Here is a 19,074-nt window from a genome sequence, read left to right as displayed (position 1 = left end):
AAGGTACTGGTGTTTTACATCGGACCCGGGCGCTTTGCCTTGCCTTTGAGCGCGGTCGAGCGCGTGCTGCCGCTGGCGCGCCTTGCGCCGCTGCCGGGCGCGCCGTATTTCGTGCCCGGCCTGCTCGACCTGCACGGCGAGGCGATTCCCGTGATCGACCTGTCGCGCCTGGCCGGCACGCCGCCCGATGCGGTGCGCTACGACACGCGCATCCTGCTGGTCGAGGTGCCGGCGCTGGGCAGGATGCGCCGCCTGGGGCTGCAGGCCGAACATGTCGCCGGCGTGCTCGAACTGGCCGCTGAACCGTTCGCTCCGGGCGTCGTGGCGGCGCCCTGGCTGGGCGCGCTGGCGCGCGGCGCGGCTCCGGCGCCAGGGCTGGACGGCGGCCTGCTGCAGCTGCTCGATCCGGCGCGCCTGCTGGCGCCCGAGACCGAGGCGCTGCTGTTCGGCGAGACGGGCGCGCCATGAACCTGCGCGCACTGATCAAGCAAAGCGCCGGCCTCGACCTGGCCGAGGCCGCGCTCGAACGCGCGCTGCGCGACTTGCGCCAGCGCGGCGCCAACGATGCCGGCGCTGCCGGCGCGGGTGCGGCGCCGGCGCCCGGCACGGCGCAATTCGACGCCCTGCTCGACCTGGTGGTGGTGCCCGAGTCGTGGATGCTGCGCGACCCGGCCGTATTCGCGGCCGCGCTCGACTTCGTGCAGCGGCGCCTGGCGCAGCGGCCCGGCGTCGCGCTGCGCATCCTGTCCCTGCCCTGCGCGGGCGGCGAGGAACCGTATTCGATGGCGCTGACGCTGGCCGACGCCGGCATCGGGCCGGAGCGCTGCCGCATCGACGGCTTCGACCTGTCGCGCGGCGCCATCGAACGCGCCCATCTGGGGCGCTACACGCGCAACGCCTTCCGCAGCGCCGACCTGGCCTTCCGCGAACGCTGGTTCACGGTTGAGGGCGACGAGTACCTGATCGATCCGCAGCTGCGCGCCTACGTGAACTTCCAGCAGGCCAACCTGTTCGCGCTGGGCGCGCAAGGCGCGCACGGCGGCTACGACCTGGTCTTGTGCCGCAACCTGCTGATCTACTTCGACGACGCCGACCAAGGGCGCGCCGCGCAGGCGATCGCCGCCGTGCTGGCCGACGACGGCCTGCTGCTGTCGGGCTATGCCGAGACCCCGGCGTTTTGCCGCCATGGCTACACGCCGGCGCCGCAAGGGCCCGTGTTCGCGCTGCACAAGGCCGCCGCGCCCGTGGGCGGGCATGCGCCCACGCCCGCTCGCGCGCCCGCGCCCGCCCGCCTGCGCGTGCCCGCGCGCGTGAGGCCGGCGGCGCCGCGCGTCGCGCCCGAGCCGTCACGGCAGCCGGCGGCGGCGGCGGCGCCGGTCGCACCCGAGCTGCTGGCGCGCGCCCAGCGCCTGGCCGATGCCGGCCAGCTGGCCGAGGCGCAAGCCGATTGCCGCGCCGTGCTGGCCCTGCACCCCGCGCACGCCGACGCCTGGTTCCTGCTCGGCTTGACCAGCGACTGCGCCGGCGACGTCCGCGCCGCCGAACGCTACTGGCGGCGCTGCCTGTACCTGCAGCCCGACCACTACGCGGCCTTGTGCAGCCTGGCGCTGCTGCACGAGCAGCGCGGCGATGGCGCGCGCGGCGCCAGCCTGCGCCAGCGCGCGGCGCGCGTGTTTGCCGCCGGCGGCAAAGGTGGTGGAGGCCAGCCATGACGCATCCGGCCAGCCCCGCGCTCGAACTCGACGATTGCTGGCGCCGCGTCGGCGTGGCAGGCGACCGCAGCTGCGCGGCGCTGCTCGAGCACGTCCACTGCCGCAACTGCCCGGTCTATGCCGATGCCGCGCAGCGCCGCCTGCAGCGCCCGGTCGATCCGGCATACCGCGCGGCCTGGGCGCTCGAGCTGGCGCGTCCGTATCCGCCCCGGCCCGTGCTGGACGCCGCGGCGCTGGTGTTTCGCGTCGGCGCCGAGTGGCTGGCCGCGCCGATGGCGCTGGTCGCCGCGGTCGCGCCGCTGGCCACGCCGCACCGCCTGCCGCACCGCAGCGGCGCCAACGGCCTGCTCGGCATCGTCAACGTCGACGGGCGCCTGCTGCCGGCGGTCTCGCTGGCGGCGCTGCTCGGCATCGACGCTGCGGACGCTGACGGCGCAGGCGGCCCCGGCACTGCAACGCCGGCCGGGCGCCACGCCTTCGCGCGCCTGCTGGTGCTGGCCTCCAGCGGCCAGTCGTATGCGCTGCCGGTCGACGAGGTGCACGGGGTGCTGCGCTACGCCGCCATCGCGCTGCGCGCGCCGGCCGCGACGCTGCAACGCACGCCATCGCCGCTGCTGGCCGGCGTGATCGACGCCGGCGCCTCGGGTGCGGTAGCCGCTGCAGGGTCCAGCGCCGCGCCCGGCATCGCCCATGGCGTCGGCCTGCTGGACGGCGCCCTGCTCGAACAACGCCTGCGGGACTTGCTGCGATGAGCATCGACGATTCTTTCGGCAACGACTTCGGCGACGACCTGAGCCAGTACTCGATGCTCGAGCTGTTCCGCATGGAGGCGCAGGACGGCGCGCGCGTGCTGACCGAAGGCCTGCTGCGGCTGGAACACCTGGAGTCGGACCGCGCGGACCCGGCCACGCTGGACGCCCTGATGCGCGCCGCCCACTCGATCAAGGGCGCGGCCGCGATCGTCGACCTGGCGCCGGTGGTGCGCCTGGCGCATGCGATGGAAGACGTGTTCGTCGCCGCCCAGCGCGGCCGCCTGGCGCTCGGCCCCGGCGCGGTGGATGCGCTGCTGGCCGCGGTCGACCTGATGCCGCACCTGGCCGAGCCGGATGCGCCGGCGGACGCCACCGCGGCCGAGGCGGCGCGCCTGGACGCCACCCTGGCGGCGCTGGCCGCGCTGCAGGATCAGGCCGCGCCGGCCGCGCCCGCGCTGTCGTCTCCCGCGCCCGCACCCGCGCCCGCGCCTGCACCGGCACCCGCGCTGCCGTCCGCACAGGACGCCGCTTCGCCAGCTGCGTCGTCGACGGCGCCGGCCTTCGCCGCCACGGTCGACGACGAGCTGCTGGCGCTGGCCTCGCAGGCGCGCCTGCACGCTCACCGGCTGCAGCCCTGGATCGCCGGGATGCAGCGCTACCGGCGCCAGCAGCGCGGCGCGTTCGAGGCGCTCGACGCCCTGGCGGACGCCATCGCCGCCAACGGCGACCCGGCGCTGCGCGAACAGGCGCGCACGGTGCTCGAACGCGTGCGTCCGCTCAAGGACAGCCTGCATCGCAGCATCGCCGAGGCCGAGGCTTACGAACAGCGCGCCGGTTCGCTGGCCACGCGCATGGTCGACGGCGTGCTGGCGCTGCGCATGGGCCGCTTCGGCGACGGCGTGCACGCGTTGCCGCGCATGGTGCGCGACCTGGCGCGCAGCCTGGGCAAGGAAGTGCGCCTCGAGGTGCGCGGCGCCGACGTGCTGGTCGACCGCGCGCTGCTGGCCGACATGGAGAGCCCGCTCGGCCACCTGCTGCGCAACGCCGTCGACCACGGCATGGAGCTGCCGCACGAGCGGATCGCGGCGGGCAAGCCGGCGGCCGGCACCATCGTGCTGGAGGCGCGCCACCGCGGCGGCATGCTGGACATCGACGTGTTCGACGACGGCCGCGGCGTCGACCCCGAGCGCATCCGCCGCGCCGCCATCGCGCGCGGCCTGGCCGCGCCGAGCTTCGCGGCGGCCCTGGGCGACGCCGAGCTGATGGCCTTCCTGTTCCTGCCCGGCTTTTCGCTCAAGGAGCAGCCCAACGAGATTTCCGGCCGCGGCGTCGGCATGGACGTGGTCCACGACGCGGTCCAGGCCCTGCACGGCGCAGTGCGCGCCGAATCGCGGCCCGGCCAGGGCTTTCGCACCGCGATCACGCTGCCGCTGACCCAGTCGATCATGCGCGCGCTGCTGGTCGAAATCGTCGGCGAAGCGTATGCGCTGCCGATCGCGCGCATCGAACGGGTGCTGCGCGTGAATGCGGCGCAGGTGCGCACGCTGGGCGGACGCCAGGTGCTCGACATCGGCGGCGAACAGGTCGGCCTGGTGGCGGCGGCGCGCGTGCTCGACCTGGGCGAACCGGGCGCCGCTGCGCAGCTGGCCGTGGTGGTGATCGGCGCCGGGCGCGAGCGCTATGGCCTGGTGGTCGACGCCATCCTCGGCGAGCGCAGCCTGACCGTGCAGCCGCTCGAGCCGACCTTCGGCAAGCTGCGCGACGTCGCCGCCGCCGCCCTGCTCGACGACGGCAGCGCCGCGCTGATCCTCGACGTGCCCGACCTGCTGCAGTCGATCGCGCGCCTGCTCGATGCCGGCGCCGCGCTGCAGCCGGGCGCGGGGGCAAGCCCCGGCGCCGATGCCGACGGGGCGCGCGCCGTGCTGCGCGTCCTGGTGGTCGACGATTCGCTGACGGTGCGCGAGACCCAGCGCAAGATCCTGGCCGCGCACGGCTACCGCGCCGACACCGCGATCGACGGCATCGACGGCTGGAACATGCTCAAGTCCGGCGACTACGACCTGGTGATCAGCGACGTCGACATGCCGCGCCTGGACGGCATCGGCCTGCTCAAGCGGATCCGCCAGGACGCCCACCTGGGACGCCTGCCGGTGATGATCGTGTCGTACAAGGACCGCGCCGAGGACCGCGCGCGCGGCCTGGAAGCCGGCGCCGACCATTACCTGGCCAAGGGCGCCTTCCACGACGCGTCGCTGCTCGACGCGGTGCGCGACCTGATCGGCGCGCCGCAGGAGGACGCATGAAGATCGGCATCGCCAACGATTCGGCGATGGCGGCCGAGGCGCTGCGCCGCGTGATCGCCGCCAGCGAGCACCAGGTGGCCTGGATCGCGCGCAACGGCAGGGACGCGGTGCGCCTGTGCGCCGACCTGCCGCCCGACCTGGTGCTGATGGACCTGGCGATGCCGGTGCTGGACGGGATCGAAGCCACGCGCCAGATCATGCGCGCGCATCCATGCGCGATCCTGATCGTGACCGCCAACCCGCAGGACCAGCCTGGCCAGGTGTTCCGCGCGCTCGGCGCCGGCGCGCTCGACGTGACCGCGACCCCGGTGCTGCTCGGCCAGGCCGACGGCGCGGCCGCGCTGCTGGCCAAGATCCGCACCATCGGCAAGCTGGTGGCCGGCGCGGCCGCGCACGCTGGCGCGGCCACGGCCGGGGCAGCGGCCGCGGCCGCGGCCCCGACCGGACCGCTCAAACGCCTGGTGGCGATCGGCGCCTCGACCGGCGGCCCGGTCGTGCTGGCGCGCCTGCTGTCGCGCTGGCGCCCGCCGCCCGACACCGCGGCGGTGGTGGTGCAGCACATCGACGCCGCGTTTGCCGGCCGCCTGGCGCAGTGGCTGGACGGCCAGGCCATCTCGCCGGTGCGCCCGATCTGCGACGGCGACGCGCTCGAAGGCGGCGTGGTGCAGCTGGCGCGCACCAACGACCACCTGCGCCTTGCGCCCGGCCAGCGCCTGCACTACGATGCCCATCCGCGCGACGCGGTCTACCGGCCGTCGATCGACGTGTTCTTCGACTCGGTCGCGCGGCACTGGGAGCGCGACGCGATCGGCATCCTCCTGACCGGCATGGGCCGCGACGGCGCCGCCGGCCTGCTGGCGCTGCGCCGCGCCGGCAAGGCGACCATCGCCCAGGACCAGGCCAGCTGCGCCGTGTACGGCATGCCGCGCGCCGCCGCCGAACTCGGCGCCGCCGAGCGCATCCTGGCGCCGGACGCCATCGCCGCCGTCCTGCCCGGCGCATCCGCCGCATCCGGCGCGTCCTCCATTTTGCGAACTGACGACTGAATCGATGCTTGAAAACCCTCCCCTCCAGAGCGATACGTTTGCCGTCCCCGACGACAAGGTGCGCGTGCTGCTGGTCGACGACCAGCCGATCATCGCCGAGGCGGTGCGGCGCATGCTGGCCGGCCATCCCGACATCGAGTGCCACATCGTCACCCGGGCCGAGGACGCCAGCCGGGCGGCGCTGGCGCTGCGCCCGACCGTGATCCTGCAGGACCTGGTCATGCCCGGGGCCGACGGCTTCGACCTGATCCGCGCCTACCGCGCCCAGCCGGCGCTGGCCGAGGTGCCGGTGATCGTCCTGTCGGCCAAGGAAGAGGCGTGCCTGAAGGCGAAGGGCTTCGCACTCGGCGCCAACGACTACCTGGTCAAGCTGCCCGACCAGCTCGAACTGGTGGCGCGCATCCGCCACCATTCGCGCGGCTACATCAGCGGCCTGCAGCGCGACGCCGCCTACCGCTCGCTGCGCGCCAGCCAGCAGAACCTGGCGCGCGCCAACCTCGAGCTGCACAAGCTGGCCGCGCTGGACGGCCTGACCGGCATCGCCAACCGCCGGCGCTTCGACGAGGCGCTGCGCCTGGAGTGGCAGCGCGGGCGGCGCCAGAAGAACTCGCTGTCGCTGCTGCTGTGCGACGTCGACTACTTCAAGCTGTACAACGACCACTGCGGCCACCCGGCCGGCGACCTGTGCCTGAAGAAGATGGCCGCCGTGCTGACCGGCCAGCTCAAGCGGCCGGCCGACCTGGCGGCGCGCTACGGCGGCGAGGAATTCGCGCTGCTGCTGCCCGACACCCTGGTCGACGGCGCCCTGCAGCTGGCCGAAGGCTGCCGCGGCGCGCTCGAGCGCCTGGCGCTGCCGCATCCGGGCTCGAACCACGGCACGGTCACGATGTCGATGGGCCTGGCCTCGACGGTCCCGGGCGATCACATGATGCTCGAAGAGCTGGTGGCCCAGGCCGACGAGGCGCTGTACGAGGCCAAGCGCAGCGGCCGCAACCGGGTAGCGGTGGCGGCGCAGCGCTGAGATTCGCTTGACGATAACGGGGGCGTCGCCGATGATTGCCGGGAGGCACGGCATGGCGCCGCTGCCAACGACCTCGGAGACGACACAATGAAACGATTCATCCTGGCTGCCACTCTGCTCGCGGGCGGCGTGGCCGGCCTGGCGCAGGCCGCCGACAAGACCGACGATGCCCAGCTGCGCGCGGCGATCGCCGGCAGCCAGCGCAGCAGCGCCAACGCGGCGCGCGACACCTGGCGCCATCCCTATGAAACCCTGACCTTCTTCGGCATCAAGCCGAACATGACCGTGGTCGAGCTGTCCCCGGGCGGCGGCTGGTACACCGACATCCTGGCGCCCTACCTGCGCGACAACGGCAAGCTGATCGCCGCGGGCGCGGCCTACGACCCGGCCAGGCGCGGCACCGTCGCGTTCAAGAAGAAGCTGGACGCCAACCCGGCGGTGTTCGGCAAGGTCGTGCAGGGCGTGTTCGAGCCGCCGTCGAAGTACGATTTCGCGGCCCCCGGCAGCGCCGACATGGTGCTCACCTTCCGCAACCTGCACAACTGGATCGACGATGGCGGCGACGCCGAACTCAAGGCCGTGTTCAAGGCGATCTACACCAGCCTGAAGCCGGGCGGCGTACTCGGCATCGAAGAACACCGCCTGCCGGAAGCGATGGCGCAGGACGCCAAGACCTCGACCGGCTACGTGCACGAGTCGTACGTGATCAAGATGGCCGAAAGCGCCGGCTTCAAGCTGGCCGCAAAGTCGGAGATCAACGCCAACCCGAACGACAAGGCCGACCACAAGGGCGGCGTCTGGGCCCTGCCGCCGACGTTCACGAACCGCGACCAGGACCGCGACAAATACCAGGCAATCGGCGAGAGCGACCGCATGACGCTCAAGTTCGTCAAGCCCTAAGTCCCGATTGCGCTCGCTGTGGTGCCTCCAAGGCCGCAGCGGGCGCTGATCCGGGACTGCAAGCAAAGGATTTTCCTGTTCTGCCGTTCCACAGGTATGATCCACGAGCTCGGCTTCGAGCCTGACAAGGCCGCCGAGCATCGGGCGCGATGAACAACGTGTGGAAAGCCATTATGAGAAGCATTTTACGTATCTGTTCCAGACCGGGCCTGGTGGCGGTGTTGGCGCTGTCTCTTGCAGCCTGCTCGACGACAAAAGTCCAGCCATCGAAATCGGGGGGGCGTTATTACCTCAACGATGGTCCGCCAAAAGGCATTACGCAGGCGCAGATCGATGCGGTCAAGGAGCCCGTGCCCAGGGCTGAGCGCCTGGTCACTGGTACGCTCAAGCCTTATGTTGCCATGGGAAACAGCTACCGGCCGATGAACAAGCTGGCGCCCTACCATGCGCGTGGCGTGGCAAGCTGGTATGGAACCCGCTACCAGGGATTGCCGACGTCAAGCGGTGAACTCTACGACGCAATGAAGCTGACGGCTGCGCATCCGATTCTTCCCATCCCGTCGTATGTCAGGGTGACGAACCTCGAGAATGGCCGATCGATCATCGTCCGCGTGAACGACCGCGGGCCCTTCCTCTCCGACAGGATCATCGATCTATCGTACGTGGCAGCAGCCAAGCTCGGCTACGCGGGCAAAGGCAGCGCACAGGTCGAGATCGACGTGATCTTGCCATGAAGGCCAGTCGGACTGACTGATAGGGTCGGGGCCCGCAGACGACATGCACGAAGACGCATACCCTGCCAATGTACAACTTCGAACAAACCGGTCGCCATGTCGTTCCCGCACTGGGGGCAACCATTGAGCAGTATGTCGATACGCACTCCGGCGCGCGGCATATCCACATGGCGAGCGCCACGCAGGAAAACGCATTTCTCGCCGGTTTTCCCAGCTTGCCTGGCGCCAGCGACGGCCGCGCGCATATCCTCGAACATCTCGCCTTGAGCGGCTCGCAGCGTTTCCCGGTGCGTGCGCCATTCTTTTCGATGCTGCGCCGTTCGCTTGCGACGCATATGAACGCCAGGACCGAGGCCGATCGCGCAGCCTATTTTTTCGCGAGCACCCACCAGCTGGATTTCTTCAACCTGCTCGACGTCTACCTCGATGCATGCTTCTTTCCCACCCTGGACCGCCTGGATTTTATGCAGGAAGGCTGGCGTCATGTGCTCGAGGATGGGGACTTGGCTTTCCAGGGGGTGGTGCTCAACGAAATGAAGGGCGCGATGGCCGATCCGATGCACACCTTGCGTCGCGAAATCATCGCCCAGCTGTTTTCCGGCACGCCGTACGAAGCCGATCCGGGCGGCGATCCCCTGCTGATACCCGGCCTCAGCCACGCCATGCTGCGTTCGTTTCATGCGCAGCATTACCGGCCTGCGCAGGCGGTCTTCATGAGCGCGGGCGCGATGGCGCCGTCAGCCATCCAGGAACGGATCGGCACCCGCGTGCTGGGTGACAGCCGCGACCAGGCAGCGCGCCCGCTGCCCCCGCTGCCTGCCCTGCCCGCTGCATGGGACGCGCCGCGTTGCCAGCAGGTGCGGGTTCCCTCGCTACAGGCCCAGCCGGCACTGCATGGCGTGCAGATGGCGTGGCTGCTTGAGGAGACGAGCGACGCCTTCGCCCGCTGCTGCGCCGGGTTGCTGTCGGCGGGATTGCTCAACGCCGGCGCACCGTTGCGGCTGGCGCTGGAATCGGCGCGCTTCGGTCGTCCTGCGCGCTTGCAAGGCGTCGATACCGACATGCGGCTGATGGTGTTCCATGTCGGCATGGACGGATTGCACGGCGCGCAGGTCGACCAGGCGCAGCATCTGATCCTGTCGACTCTGGAGCAGGTCGCGCGGGACGGCGTACCGGTCGCCGACCTGCAAGCGGCGCTGCGCGACATGCGCTATCGCCAGCGCGATACCGACGGTGGCGGCCACACGCCGTTCGCGCTGCGCCGCCTGCTGCAGGCCTTGCCGTTGGCGCTGTACGGCGGCGACGTGCTGGCCGGCTTCGACAATGAAGCGGTGTTGCGCAAGCTGGACGCGCGCATCCGCGATCCGCGCTTCTTCAAGGACCTGGTCCGTGCGCTGCTCGACAATCCGACCCGCCTGGCGACCCATGTCGTGCCCGACAGCGGCTTCTTCGCGACGCGCGCCGCGGCCGAGCAGCGCATCCTGGCCGCGCACCAGGCCGGCCTTTCGGACGGCGCGCGCGCGCGCATCGAACAAGACAGTGCAGCGCTCGCCGCGCGCCAGGCGCAGCCCGACGACAATGCGCTGTTGCCGCGCATCCGTCCCTGCGACATTGGTCCCTCCCCGCGCGCGCTGCCCGGTGGCGTCCGGCAGCCGGACGGCGCCACGGTTTTTCGTGCCGCCACGAATGGCATCGTCCATGCCGGCGTGCTGTACGACGTGACGCGCCTGGCCCCGGACGACTGGCCATGGCTCGACCTGTACGTGCGCGTGCTGCCGGGACTGGGCGTCGGCGCGCTCGACAGCGCCGATGCCGTGGCGTGGCGCCGGGCGGCGGCGCCGGCGTTCGGGATCGCCGTCGACGCGGCGCCGACGCCGGACGGCGGCATGTATCTCGACGTCGCCTTTTCCGCCGCCGGACTGGAAGGCGACGAGGCGTCGGTGGCCGAGCTGCTGTCGGCCAGCGTTGCCGGGGTACGCTTCGACGAGACCACGCGCCTGGCCTACCTGGTCGAGCGCCTGGTGCAGGAGCGCTTCGATGGCCTGGCGGGCGCTGGACGCCACTACGCGCTGCTGGCCGCGGCAGCGCCGCTGTCGGCCGCGCACCGGTTCCGCAACGCGGTCGAAGGTGCGCCGGCGCTGGCGTTTCGCGCGGCGCTGCGCCGGCTGTGCCGCAGCGAGGACGGGGTGGCGCAACTGGCCGCGCGCCTGGCCGCGCTGCATGCGCAGGTGACGGCGACCGTGCCGGCAACACTGTGCGTCGGGGCGGAGACCGCCACGGCCACGCTGGCGCGCCTGCTGTCGGCGCCCACCGCCTTCGGCGCGGCGGCGCCGCTTTCGACGCGGCCCGCGCCCCCTTCGCCGGCAGGCGCCCCGGCCAATCTGGCGCTGCTGGCCGGCGGACAGGTCAACCACTGCACGATCGCCTGGCGCGCGCCGCCGATCGGTCATCCGGATGCCGGCGCGCTGGCGGTGGCGGCCGAGCTGCTGGCGGCGGCGCTGCACCGCTCGCTGCGCGAAGGCGGCGGCGCCTACGGTGCGTACGCGCAGTACGACGGCGATGCGGGCCTGTTCGCCATGGGTTCCGTCCACGACCCGCGCCTGGCCGCCACGTATGCCGACTTCGACGCCGCAGTGGATGCCGTGGGCCGGCGCGCCATCGCCGCGGATGCCTTCGATGACGCCATCGTCGGCGCGATCCGGAACCTGGACCGGCCGCTTCCACCTTATCGCGACGCCCTGCATGCCTGGCGGATGGCGCGCGCGGGCATCACGGCGGCGGCGCGCGAAGCCTTGCGCGCCGCGGTACTGGCCTGCACGCCGGACCAGGTGAGGGCCGCGGTCGCCGCCTGGCTGGCGCCGGCCGGCGCCAGCCGCGCCGCCTTCGTCGGCATTCCGGGACAAGACCTGGCCGGACTCGAACCGATCGAATTGCGGGCAGCGATGGAATCGTAATGCTTTGTGCTGCGTCAAGACAGCGCACGTTTGCGGGCCTGGAAACAAGCATGATTGCCGGGATTTTGTCACAATGCTCCACGGCCTCGCCTCGAGCAAGGCTGGCTTACCGTCATTACGACGCCAACCAAAGGAGAAGCATCATGACCTGGCAAACCCCGCAAGCGATCGATGTCCGCCTCGGCTTCGAAATCACGATGTACATTTCGAACCGCTGATCGGCCCCACGGGACGGCCCCGGATTCGCTCCGGCGCCGTCCCGTCCCATTTCTGGTACTGCATTTGAAAATACGTATCCTCGGCTCCGCCGCCGGCGGCGGTTTCCCGCAATGGAATTGCAATTGCGCCAATTGCGATGGCGTGCGCAAGGGCACGATCGACGCCGTTGCTCGTACCCAATCCTCGATCGCCGTCAGCGAAAACGACGTCGACTGGCTGCTCATCAACGCATCGCCCGACATCCTGGCGCAGATCCGCGCCACGCCCGCCCTGCAGCCGGCGCGCGCCATCCGCGACACCGGCATCGGCGCGGTGCTGCTGATGGACGCACAGATCGACCATGTCACCGGCCTGCTGATGCTGCGCGAGCGCGGTAGCGCGCTGCCGCTGTACGCCACCGAGCCCGTGCTGGCCGACCTGGCCCAGGCCTTGCCCATCACGCGCGTGCTCGGGCATTACTGCGGCGTCGAGGCGCATCCGCTGGCCATCGACGGCGCCGCGCTGACGATTGCGCCCCTGGCCACCACCACGATCCTGCCGGTGCCGCTGCTGAGCAAGGCGCCGCCCTACTCGCCGCACCGCGACGACCCGCATCCGGGCGACAACATCGGCCTGACGATCCGCAACAGCGCCAGCGGGAAAAGCCTGTTTTACGCCCCCGGCCTGGGCCAGATCACGCCCGAGGTGGAAGCGGCGATGCGTGGCGCCGACGTGCTGCTGGTGGACGGGACCTGCTGGAGCGACGACGAGATGATCACCCTGGGCCTGTCGAAGAAGACGGCGCGCATGATGGGCCACCTGGCCCAATCGGGACCGGGCGGCATGATCGAGCTGCTCGACCGCATGCCGGCGCAGCGCAAGATTCTGATTCACATCAATAACAGCAACCCGATCCTGCGCGAGGACGCGCCGCAACGCGCGGTGCTGGCCGCGCACGGCATCGAGGTGGCTGTCGACGGCATGGAAATCGACTTATGAACGACGTCATCGGCATCGACACCGAACAACCCTGGACGCGCGCGGAATTCGAAGCGCAGCTGCGCGCGATGGGCAAGGGCTACCACATCCATCATCCGTTCAACGTGCGCATGAACGCGGGGCTGTGCTCGCCGGCGCAGATCCGCGGCTGGATCGCCAACCGCTTCTACTACCAGTTCATCATCCCCAAGAAGGATGCGGCGATCCTGTCCAATTGCGACGACCGCGCCACGCGCCGGCTGTGGATCGCGCGCATTCTCGACCACGACGGCTATGGCGACTACCAGGGCGACGCCGAGGGCGGCATGGAAGCCTGGACCCAGCTCGGCGAAGCCGCCGGCATCCCGCGCGCCGAACTGTGGTCGCTGCGGCACGTGGTGCCGGCGGTGCGCTTCGCCTGCGACGCCTACGTCGATTTCGCGCGCCGCTCGCCCTGGCAGGAAGCGGTCTGCTCGTCGCTGACGGAAATGTTCGCCCCCCAGATCCACAAGGACAGGCTGGCCGGCTGGCCCGAGCATTACCCCTGGGTGCAGGCGCAGGGATTGACCTACTTCCGTACCCGCATCCCGCTGGCCCAGCGCGACGTCGAGCACGGCCTGGCGGTGACCCTCGACTGGTTCAAGACACGCGCGCAGCAGCAGCGCGCGCTGGACATCCTGAAATTTAAGCTCGACATCCTGTGGGCCATGCTGGATGCGATCGAAAAGGCCTATCCGGAATGACGACCTCCCCCGCAATCCCGGCCACCCCGGCCATCAACCGCCGTTTTCGCCTGCAATGGGAAGCGGCGCAGGAAAGCTACGTCCTGCTCTACCCCGAAGGCATGGTCAAGCTCAACGCCAGCGCCGGCGAGATCCTCGCCTGCTGCGATGGCGCGCGCAGCGTCGAGGCGATCGTGGCGGCGCTGGAAGCGAAGTTCCAGACCGAAGGCCTGCGCCCCGACATCGAGCATTTCCTGGCCTACGCGAGCGAGCAGAAGTGGGTCGTATGATGGACATCGGCGAACCTTCCCCGACGGCGCCGCCGCCCTACTGGCTGCTGGCCGAACTGACCTACCGCTGCCCGCTGCACTGCGCCTTCTGCTACAACCCGCTGCATTACGAGGGCGTGCGCAACGAACTGACGACCGGCGAGTGGGTCGACGTGCTGCGCCAGGCGCGCGCGCTCGGCGCCGTGCAGCTGGGGTTTTCCGGCGGCGAGCCACTGGTGCGCGACGACCTCGAGGAACTCGTGGCCGAAGCGCGCCGCCTCGGCTTCTATAGCAACCTGATCACTTCCGGCGTCGGCCTGACGGAAACGCGTATCGCCGCCCTGAAGGCCGCGGGACTCGATCACATCCAGCTGTCGTTCCAGGACTCGACGCGCGAACTCAACGATTTCCTGAGCAGCACCAAGACCTTCGACCTCAAGCTGAAAGTCGCCAGGCTGATCAAGCAGTACGATTACCCGATGGTGGTCAACTGCGTACTGCACCGCTACAACCTGCCGCACGTCGGCAAGATCATCGAGATGGCGCTCGACCTGGGCGCGGAATACCTGGAACTGGCCAACACGCAGTATTACGGCTGGGCCATGAAGAACCGCGACCAGCTGATGCCGACGCTCGAGCAGGTGCGCGAAGCCGAACGGGTGGTCGCCGACTACCGCGAACGCATCGGCGACCGTTGCAAGCTCCTGTTCGTCGTGCCCGACTACTTCGAAGACCGGCCCAAGGCCTGCATGAGCGGCTGGGGCGAGGTGTTCCTCGGCGTCGCGCCCGATGGCGTGGCCCTGCCCTGCCACAACGCGCGCGACTTGCCCGGGCTCGACCTGCCGAACGTGCGCGACATGCCGCTGTCGGCCATCTGGCGCGACAGCCGCGCCTTCAACGCCTACCGCGGCGACGACTGGATGCAGGAACCCTGCCGCAGCTGCGACGAAAAGGGGCGCGACCGCGGCGGATGCCGCTGCCAGGCCTTCATGCTGGCGGGCGACGCCGCCGCGACCGATCCCATCTGCGCGAAGTCACCGCGCCGGCAGGAGGTCGACCAGGTGATCGCCTTCGTCGCGCACGCCGCCAAGTCGGGCCTCGATACCCGCAACGAACAGCCGGTCCTGTTCCGCACCGATGCCAACTCGCGCGCACTGAGGGGCAACGCCGTTAAATAAGGCTGTGTTCGCGTTAGTTAAGTGAACCAAACGGCGTTGCCGAAGTCTTACGCATTGTCGAGTTAGCCCATCGGGAGTGACGATGCAACGGCCCACCTTCAGCGAATTGTTCACCCTGCTTTCTGGCGCGACATTGTCCAGTAGCGAGCTGGCGCAATTGCGCGCCTGGATCGCCGGCATCCGCGACCCGTCCGAGTGCCTGGCACTGGTCGAAGCGGCCGCGGCAGGCCGGCCCTGTCCGCATTGCAGCGCTGTGCGGCTGCACCGCTGCGGCCGCGCCAGCGGCTTGCAACGGTTTCGCTGCCTCGGCTGTGCCCGCTCTTTCAATGCCCTCACCGGCACGCCGCTGGCGCGGCTGCGCAAGCGCGAGCGCTGGCTGCCCTATCTTCAGTGCATGCTCGAGTCGCGTACCGTACGCCAGGCCGCGCGCGACACCGGCGTGCACCGAACCACGAGTTTTCGCTGGCGCCACCGGTTCGGACCGGGCGCCGCGCGCCATCGGCCGTCGACGTTGTCGGCGATCGTCGAAGCCGACGAGACCTATCGCCTCGAATCGCAAAAGGGCGCGCGCCAGTTGACGCGTCCGCCCCGGCGACGCGGCGGCGCGGCCAGCCGGCGCGGCATCAACCGCGAGCACGACTGCCTGCTGGTGGTGCGCGATCGCAGTGGGCTTACGCTGGACTTTCATACCGGCCGCGGTCCCGTGACGGCAGCACAATTGCGCTCGCGCCTGACACCCGTGCTTTCTCCCGACGTGCTCTTGATCAGCGACAGTGCAGCGGCGTATGCCCGCTTCGCCGCCGAGACCGGGATCACGCACGCGCCCGTCAACCTGCGCGCGGGCCGGCGTGCACGCGGCGCGATTCATCTGCAGAACGTCAATGGCTGGCACAGCCGTTTCAAAAGCTGGCTGATGCGCTTCAAAGGTGTCGCCAGCCGTTACCTGGCGAACTATTCGGGGTGGCAGCGGCTGCTGGATGGGCACGAGCTGAAGACACCAGCGCAATGGCTGTGTGCTGCGGTACGTCAAGCTCAGTCGAGGCAGGTGCAAACGTCGACTTAACGCGAACACAGCCTTAAATAATGGCATGGCTGGCTGCACGCCTGGATTGAACCAGACCGGATGACCGAGCCGCTTTCTAGACCATCACCGGTTCCGGCTCCAGCTCGACCCCGAAATGCTCACGCACGTCGTGCTGGATCGCGCGCGCCAGCGCCAGCACCTCGGCGCCGGTCGCGCCGCCGTTATTCACCAGCACCAGCGCCTGCTTCGGATACACGCCGGCACGGCCGAGGGTGCGGCCCTTCCAGCCGCACTGGTCGATCAGCCAGCCCGCGGCCAGCTTTTCGCTGCCGTCCGGCTGGCGGTGGTGCACCAGCTCGGGCCATCGGGCCAGCAGGCGCGTGCAATGCTCGCTCGAGACCACCGGGTTCTTGAAGAAGCTGCCGGCGTTGCCGATCTCGGCGGGATCGGGCAGCTTGCGGCGGCGGATCGCGATCACGGCGTCGCTGACCTGGCGCGGCGTCGGCGCATTGCCTGGCTGCGCGATGCCCTGCGCTTCCAGTTCGCGCGCCAGCTCGGCGTAGCGCAGGTTCGGCGTCCAGGCGCGCGGCAGCGCGAAGGTCACGTCCAGGACCACCAGCTGCGCGCCCTCCGGATGCTTGAACACGCTGTCGCGGTAGCCGAAGCGGCAGTCGAGCGCCGTCATCGTGCGCGTGGTCCCGCTGGCGAAGTCGAATGCGGCCAAGGAATGAAACACGTCCTTGATCTCCAGCCCATACGCCCCGATGTTCTGGATCGGCGAGGCGCCCACCGTGCCCGGGATCAAGGACAGGTTTTCCATGCCGCCCAGGCCTTGCGCCACCGTCCACTGCACGAAGCCGTGCCAGTTCTCGCCGGCGCGCGCACGCACGAGGATGTGGCCGTCGTCCTCGCCGGCGATGGCCTTGCCGTCGAGCGCCATGTGCAGCACCAGCGCGTCGACGTCCCGGGTCAGCAGCAGGTTGCTGCCACCGCCCAGCACCAGGCGCGGCAGCGCCGCCAGGGACGGGTCGGCGGCCACGGCGGCCAGCTGGGCCGGGTCGGTGACGCGCAGGTAGCGCCGGGCGCGGGCGGGAAGGCCGAAGGTGTTGAGCGGCTGGAGCGGATAGTCGGCGAGAATCGCGTCGAGGATGGGCAGGTCGGCTTGCATGGCTGGTACAGGGGTGGTTAGTGGCCGATTATAAAGGCTCACGGCGGCCTCCAGAGCGCTGCCACAGGTAAATACCGGCCTGCCCCGCATGCCCGTTGTCCGCTACAATACCCATATTCGTTATCGAGCAAGAAAAAGGAACATTCAAGATGCCATCGTTTGATGTGGTCTGCGAAGCAGACATGGTCGAAGTCAAGAACGCCGTCGAGAACTCGAGCAAGGAAATCGAGACCCGCTTCGACTTCAAGGGCACCTCGGCCAAGGTCGAGCAGAAGGACAAGGAAATCACGCTGTTCGGCGACTCCGACTTCCAGATCAGCCAGGTCAAGGACGTCCTGCTGAACAAGATGACCAAGCGGAAAGTCGACGTGCGCTTCCTGGACGAAGGCAAGATCGAGAAAATCGGCGGCGACAAGGTCAAGCAGGTGCTCAAGGTGCGCAACGGCATCGAGAGCGAGGACGCCAAGAAGATCACCAAGCTGATCAAGGAAAGCAAGACGAAGGTGCAAGCCTCGATCCAGGGCGAATCGGTGCGCGTGACCGGCAAGGACCGCGACATCCTGCAGGAAGCGATCGCCCTGCTGCGCAAGGACGTCAAGGACCTGCCGCTGACGTTCAACAATTTCCGCGACTGAGTCGTCGACAAGCAGCAACCACGCAGCAACAAAGGCGGGTCGAGCCCTTCGGCCAGGCCTGCTGCTTGCGGTAGAATCATACTTTTCGGTAGGGTAGTCTAAGGATAGCAATGAAACGTGTTGATGATTTCCGCCTGCGACTGGGCAACAAGGAGTACGTGCCCATCATGATCGGCGGAATGGGCGTGGACATTTCGACGTCCGAGCTGGCCCTCGAGGCCGCCCGTCTCGGTGGTATCGGCCACATCTCCGATGCGATGGTGCCGGACGTGTCGGACCGCAAGTTCGACACCAGCTTCGTCAAGGAAAAGACCAAGCTCTACAAGTTCAACATCAACAACATGGACAAGTCGGTGGTGCAGTTCGACCTCGACCGCCTGGCCGAGGCGACCCGCCTGCACGTCGGCGCCACCATGGCCGCCAAGAAGGGCGACGGCCTGGTGTTCGTCAACTGCATGGAAAAGCTGACCATGAACGCGCCCAAGGAAACGCTGCGCGTGCGCCTGTCGGCCGCCCTGGACGCCGGCATCGACGGCATCACCATGTCGGCCGGCCTGCACCTGGGTTCGTTCGAGCTGATCAAGGACCACCCGCGCTTCCGCGAAGCCAAGCTGGGCATCATCGTCTCGTCGGTGCGCGCGCTGCAGCTGTTCCTGCGCAAGGTCGCGCGCCTGAACCGCAATCCCGACTACATCATCGTCGAAGGCCCGCTGGCCGGCGGCCACCTCGGCTTCGGCGCCGAGGATTGGAAAAACTATGACCTGCACACCATCATCGACGAAATCCTGGCCTACACGAAGGCCGAGAATCTCGACATCCCGCTGATCGCGGCCGGCGGCATCTTCACCGGTTCCGACGCCGTCGCGTTCCTCGAAAAAGGCGTGGGCGGCGTGCAGGTCGCGACCCGCTTCACCGTCACCCACGAGTGCGGCCTGCCGGACAGCGTCAAGCAGGAATACTTCCGGGCTTCCGAGGAAGACATCATCGTCAACGGCGTCTCGCCGACCGGCTACCCGATGCGCATGCTCAAGAGCACGCCGGCGATCGGTTCGGGCATCCGCCCGGGCTGCGAGTCCTACGGCTACCTGCTGGACGCGACCGGCAACTGTGCCTACATCAACTCGTACAACCGCGAGGTGCAGGCCAATCCGGACACCAAGAACATCCAGGTGTTCGACAAGACCTGCCTGTGCACGCACATGCGCAACTTCAACTGCTGGACCTGCGGTTCGACCACCTACCGCCTGAAGGACACGACCCACAAGCTGGCCGATGGCAGCTACCAGGTCCTGTCCGCAAGGCACGTGTTCGAGGATTACCAGTTCAGCGTCGACAACCAGGTCGCCCTGCCGGCGCGCGCCGAAGTGGCTGCATAAGCGGCCGCATAAACGGCTGCATAGCCGCCGCGTCATCACCCACTCGAGTTCCGGACGGAACGAAACTCCCGGGCCGCTGTCGAAAGACAGGTGACCTTGCAACA

At 69.4% G+C, this 19,074-nt stretch carries 18 protein-coding genes; 17 read left to right on the top strand and 1 reads right to left on the bottom strand.

The genetic code is table 11. From position 1 onward, the window contains the following. Positions 1 to 9 precede the first annotated feature (9 nt). From FA90_RS02280 to FA90_RS02215, 15 genes are all read left to right on the top strand, one after another. Positions 10 to 468 carry a chemotaxis protein CheW gene (locus FA90_RS02280; RefSeq protein WP_239700504.1) on the top strand — a complete coding sequence of 153 codons (459 nt, stop codon included), beginning with the start codon at positions 10 to 12 and terminating at the stop codon, positions 466 to 468. Continuing rightward, positions 465 to 1,712: a protein-glutamate O-methyltransferase CheR gene (locus tag FA90_RS02275; RefSeq protein WP_051971334.1), complete on the top strand. Its 1,248-nt coding sequence runs from the start codon at positions 465 to 467 to the stop codon at positions 1,710 to 1,712. The genes FA90_RS02280 and FA90_RS02275 overlap by 4 nt, the downstream gene beginning before the upstream one ends. Further along, entirely contained in the window at positions 1,709 to 2,464 is a 756-nt protein-coding gene (locus FA90_RS02270) for a chemotaxis protein CheW (RefSeq protein ID WP_036165518.1), read from the top strand. The genes FA90_RS02275 and FA90_RS02270 overlap by 4 nt, the downstream gene beginning before the upstream one ends. Further along, a complete protein-coding gene (locus tag FA90_RS02265) occupies positions 2,461 to 4,767 on the top strand; it encodes a hybrid sensor histidine kinase/response regulator (protein ID WP_051971333.1) in 2,307 nt (768 codons plus the stop codon). The genes FA90_RS02270 and FA90_RS02265 overlap by 4 nt, the downstream gene beginning before the upstream one ends. Continuing rightward, complete coding sequence (gene cheB / locus FA90_RS02260) at positions 4,764 to 5,813, top strand: chemotaxis-specific protein-glutamate methyltransferase CheB (RefSeq protein ID WP_036165515.1); 1,050 nt, start codon at positions 4,764 to 4,766, stop codon at positions 5,811 to 5,813. The genes FA90_RS02265 and cheB overlap by 4 nt, the downstream gene beginning before the upstream one ends. Before the next feature lie 4 nt (positions 5,814 to 5,817). Continuing rightward, positions 5,818 to 6,834, top strand: coding sequence for a diguanylate cyclase (locus FA90_RS02255; RefSeq protein ID WP_036165513.1), 1,017 nt, complete (start codon positions 5,818 to 5,820; stop codon positions 6,832 to 6,834). Positions 6,835 to 6,921: 87 nt separating this feature from the next. Then, on the top strand, positions 6,922 to 7,734 hold the full coding sequence (locus FA90_RS02250; RefSeq protein ID WP_036165511.1) for a class I SAM-dependent methyltransferase: 813 nt from the start codon (positions 6,922 to 6,924) through the stop codon (positions 7,732 to 7,734). Between the two features lie 149 nt (positions 7,735 to 7,883). Further along, a complete protein-coding gene (locus FA90_RS27470; protein WP_156116551.1) occupies positions 7,884 to 8,468 on the top strand; it encodes a septal ring lytic transglycosylase RlpA family protein in 585 nt (194 codons plus the stop codon). Between the two features lie 167 nt (positions 8,469 to 8,635). After that, positions 8,636 to 11,422, top strand: a complete 2,787-nt coding sequence (locus FA90_RS02240; RefSeq protein ID WP_051971332.1) for an insulinase family protein — start codon at positions 8,636 to 8,638, stop codon at positions 11,420 to 11,422. Then, complete coding sequence (gene pqqA, locus FA90_RS27630; protein WP_081933583.1) at positions 11,422 to 11,640, top strand: pyrroloquinoline quinone precursor peptide PqqA; 219 nt, start codon at positions 11,422 to 11,424, stop codon at positions 11,638 to 11,640. Before FA90_RS02240 ends, pqqA begins: the two co-directional genes overlap by 1 nt. Before the next feature lie 64 nt (positions 11,641 to 11,704). Then, the gene (gene pqqB / locus FA90_RS02235; RefSeq protein ID WP_036165506.1) at positions 11,705 to 12,619 is read left to right on the top strand and encodes a pyrroloquinoline quinone biosynthesis protein PqqB; all 915 of its coding nucleotides are present in this window, start codon (positions 11,705 to 11,707) and stop codon (positions 12,617 to 12,619) included. Further along, a complete protein-coding gene (pqqC, locus tag FA90_RS02230) occupies positions 12,616 to 13,341 on the top strand; it encodes a pyrroloquinoline-quinone synthase PqqC (protein ID WP_051971331.1) in 726 nt (241 codons plus the stop codon). Before pqqB ends, pqqC begins: the two co-directional genes overlap by 4 nt. Continuing rightward, entirely contained in the window at positions 13,338 to 13,610 is a 273-nt protein-coding gene (gene pqqD, locus FA90_RS02225) for a pyrroloquinoline quinone biosynthesis peptide chaperone PqqD (protein WP_036165502.1), read from the top strand. Before pqqC ends, pqqD begins: the two co-directional genes overlap by 4 nt. Next, positions 13,607 to 14,767, top strand: coding sequence for a pyrroloquinoline quinone biosynthesis protein PqqE (gene pqqE, locus FA90_RS02220; protein ID WP_036165499.1), 1,161 nt, complete (start codon positions 13,607 to 13,609; stop codon positions 14,765 to 14,767). Before pqqD ends, pqqE begins: the two co-directional genes overlap by 4 nt. 82 nt (positions 14,768 to 14,849) lie before the next feature. Next, entirely contained in the window at positions 14,850 to 15,830 is a 981-nt protein-coding gene (locus FA90_RS02215) for an IS1595 family transposase (RefSeq protein ID WP_051971330.1), read from the top strand. 76 nt (positions 15,831 to 15,906) lie between these two features. Here FA90_RS02215 and murB read toward each other — a convergent pair whose 3' ends face one another. Continuing rightward, positions 15,907 to 16,959: a UDP-N-acetylmuramate dehydrogenase gene (gene murB, locus FA90_RS02210; RefSeq protein WP_036165496.1), complete on the bottom strand. Its 1,053-nt coding sequence runs from the start codon at positions 16,957 to 16,959 to the stop codon at positions 15,907 to 15,909. 149 nt (positions 16,960 to 17,108) lie between these two features. Here murB and FA90_RS02205 point away from each other — a divergent pair, with 149 nt between their 5' ends. After that, a complete protein-coding gene (locus FA90_RS02205) occupies positions 17,109 to 17,594 on the top strand; it encodes a YajQ family cyclic di-GMP-binding protein (RefSeq protein ID WP_036165493.1) in 486 nt (161 codons plus the stop codon). 110 nt (positions 17,595 to 17,704) lie between these two features. Continuing rightward, on the top strand, positions 17,705 to 18,970 hold the full coding sequence (locus FA90_RS02200) for a nitronate monooxygenase (RefSeq protein WP_036165490.1): 1,266 nt from the start codon (positions 17,705 to 17,707) through the stop codon (positions 18,968 to 18,970). Positions 18,971 to 19,074 lie beyond the last annotated feature (104 nt).

The organism is Massilia sp. 9096, assembly GCF_000745265.1.
Taxonomy (GTDB): Bacteria; Pseudomonadota; Gammaproteobacteria; order Burkholderiales; family Burkholderiaceae_D; genus Telluria.
This window is presented reverse-complemented; position numbering and strand designations above follow the sequence as displayed.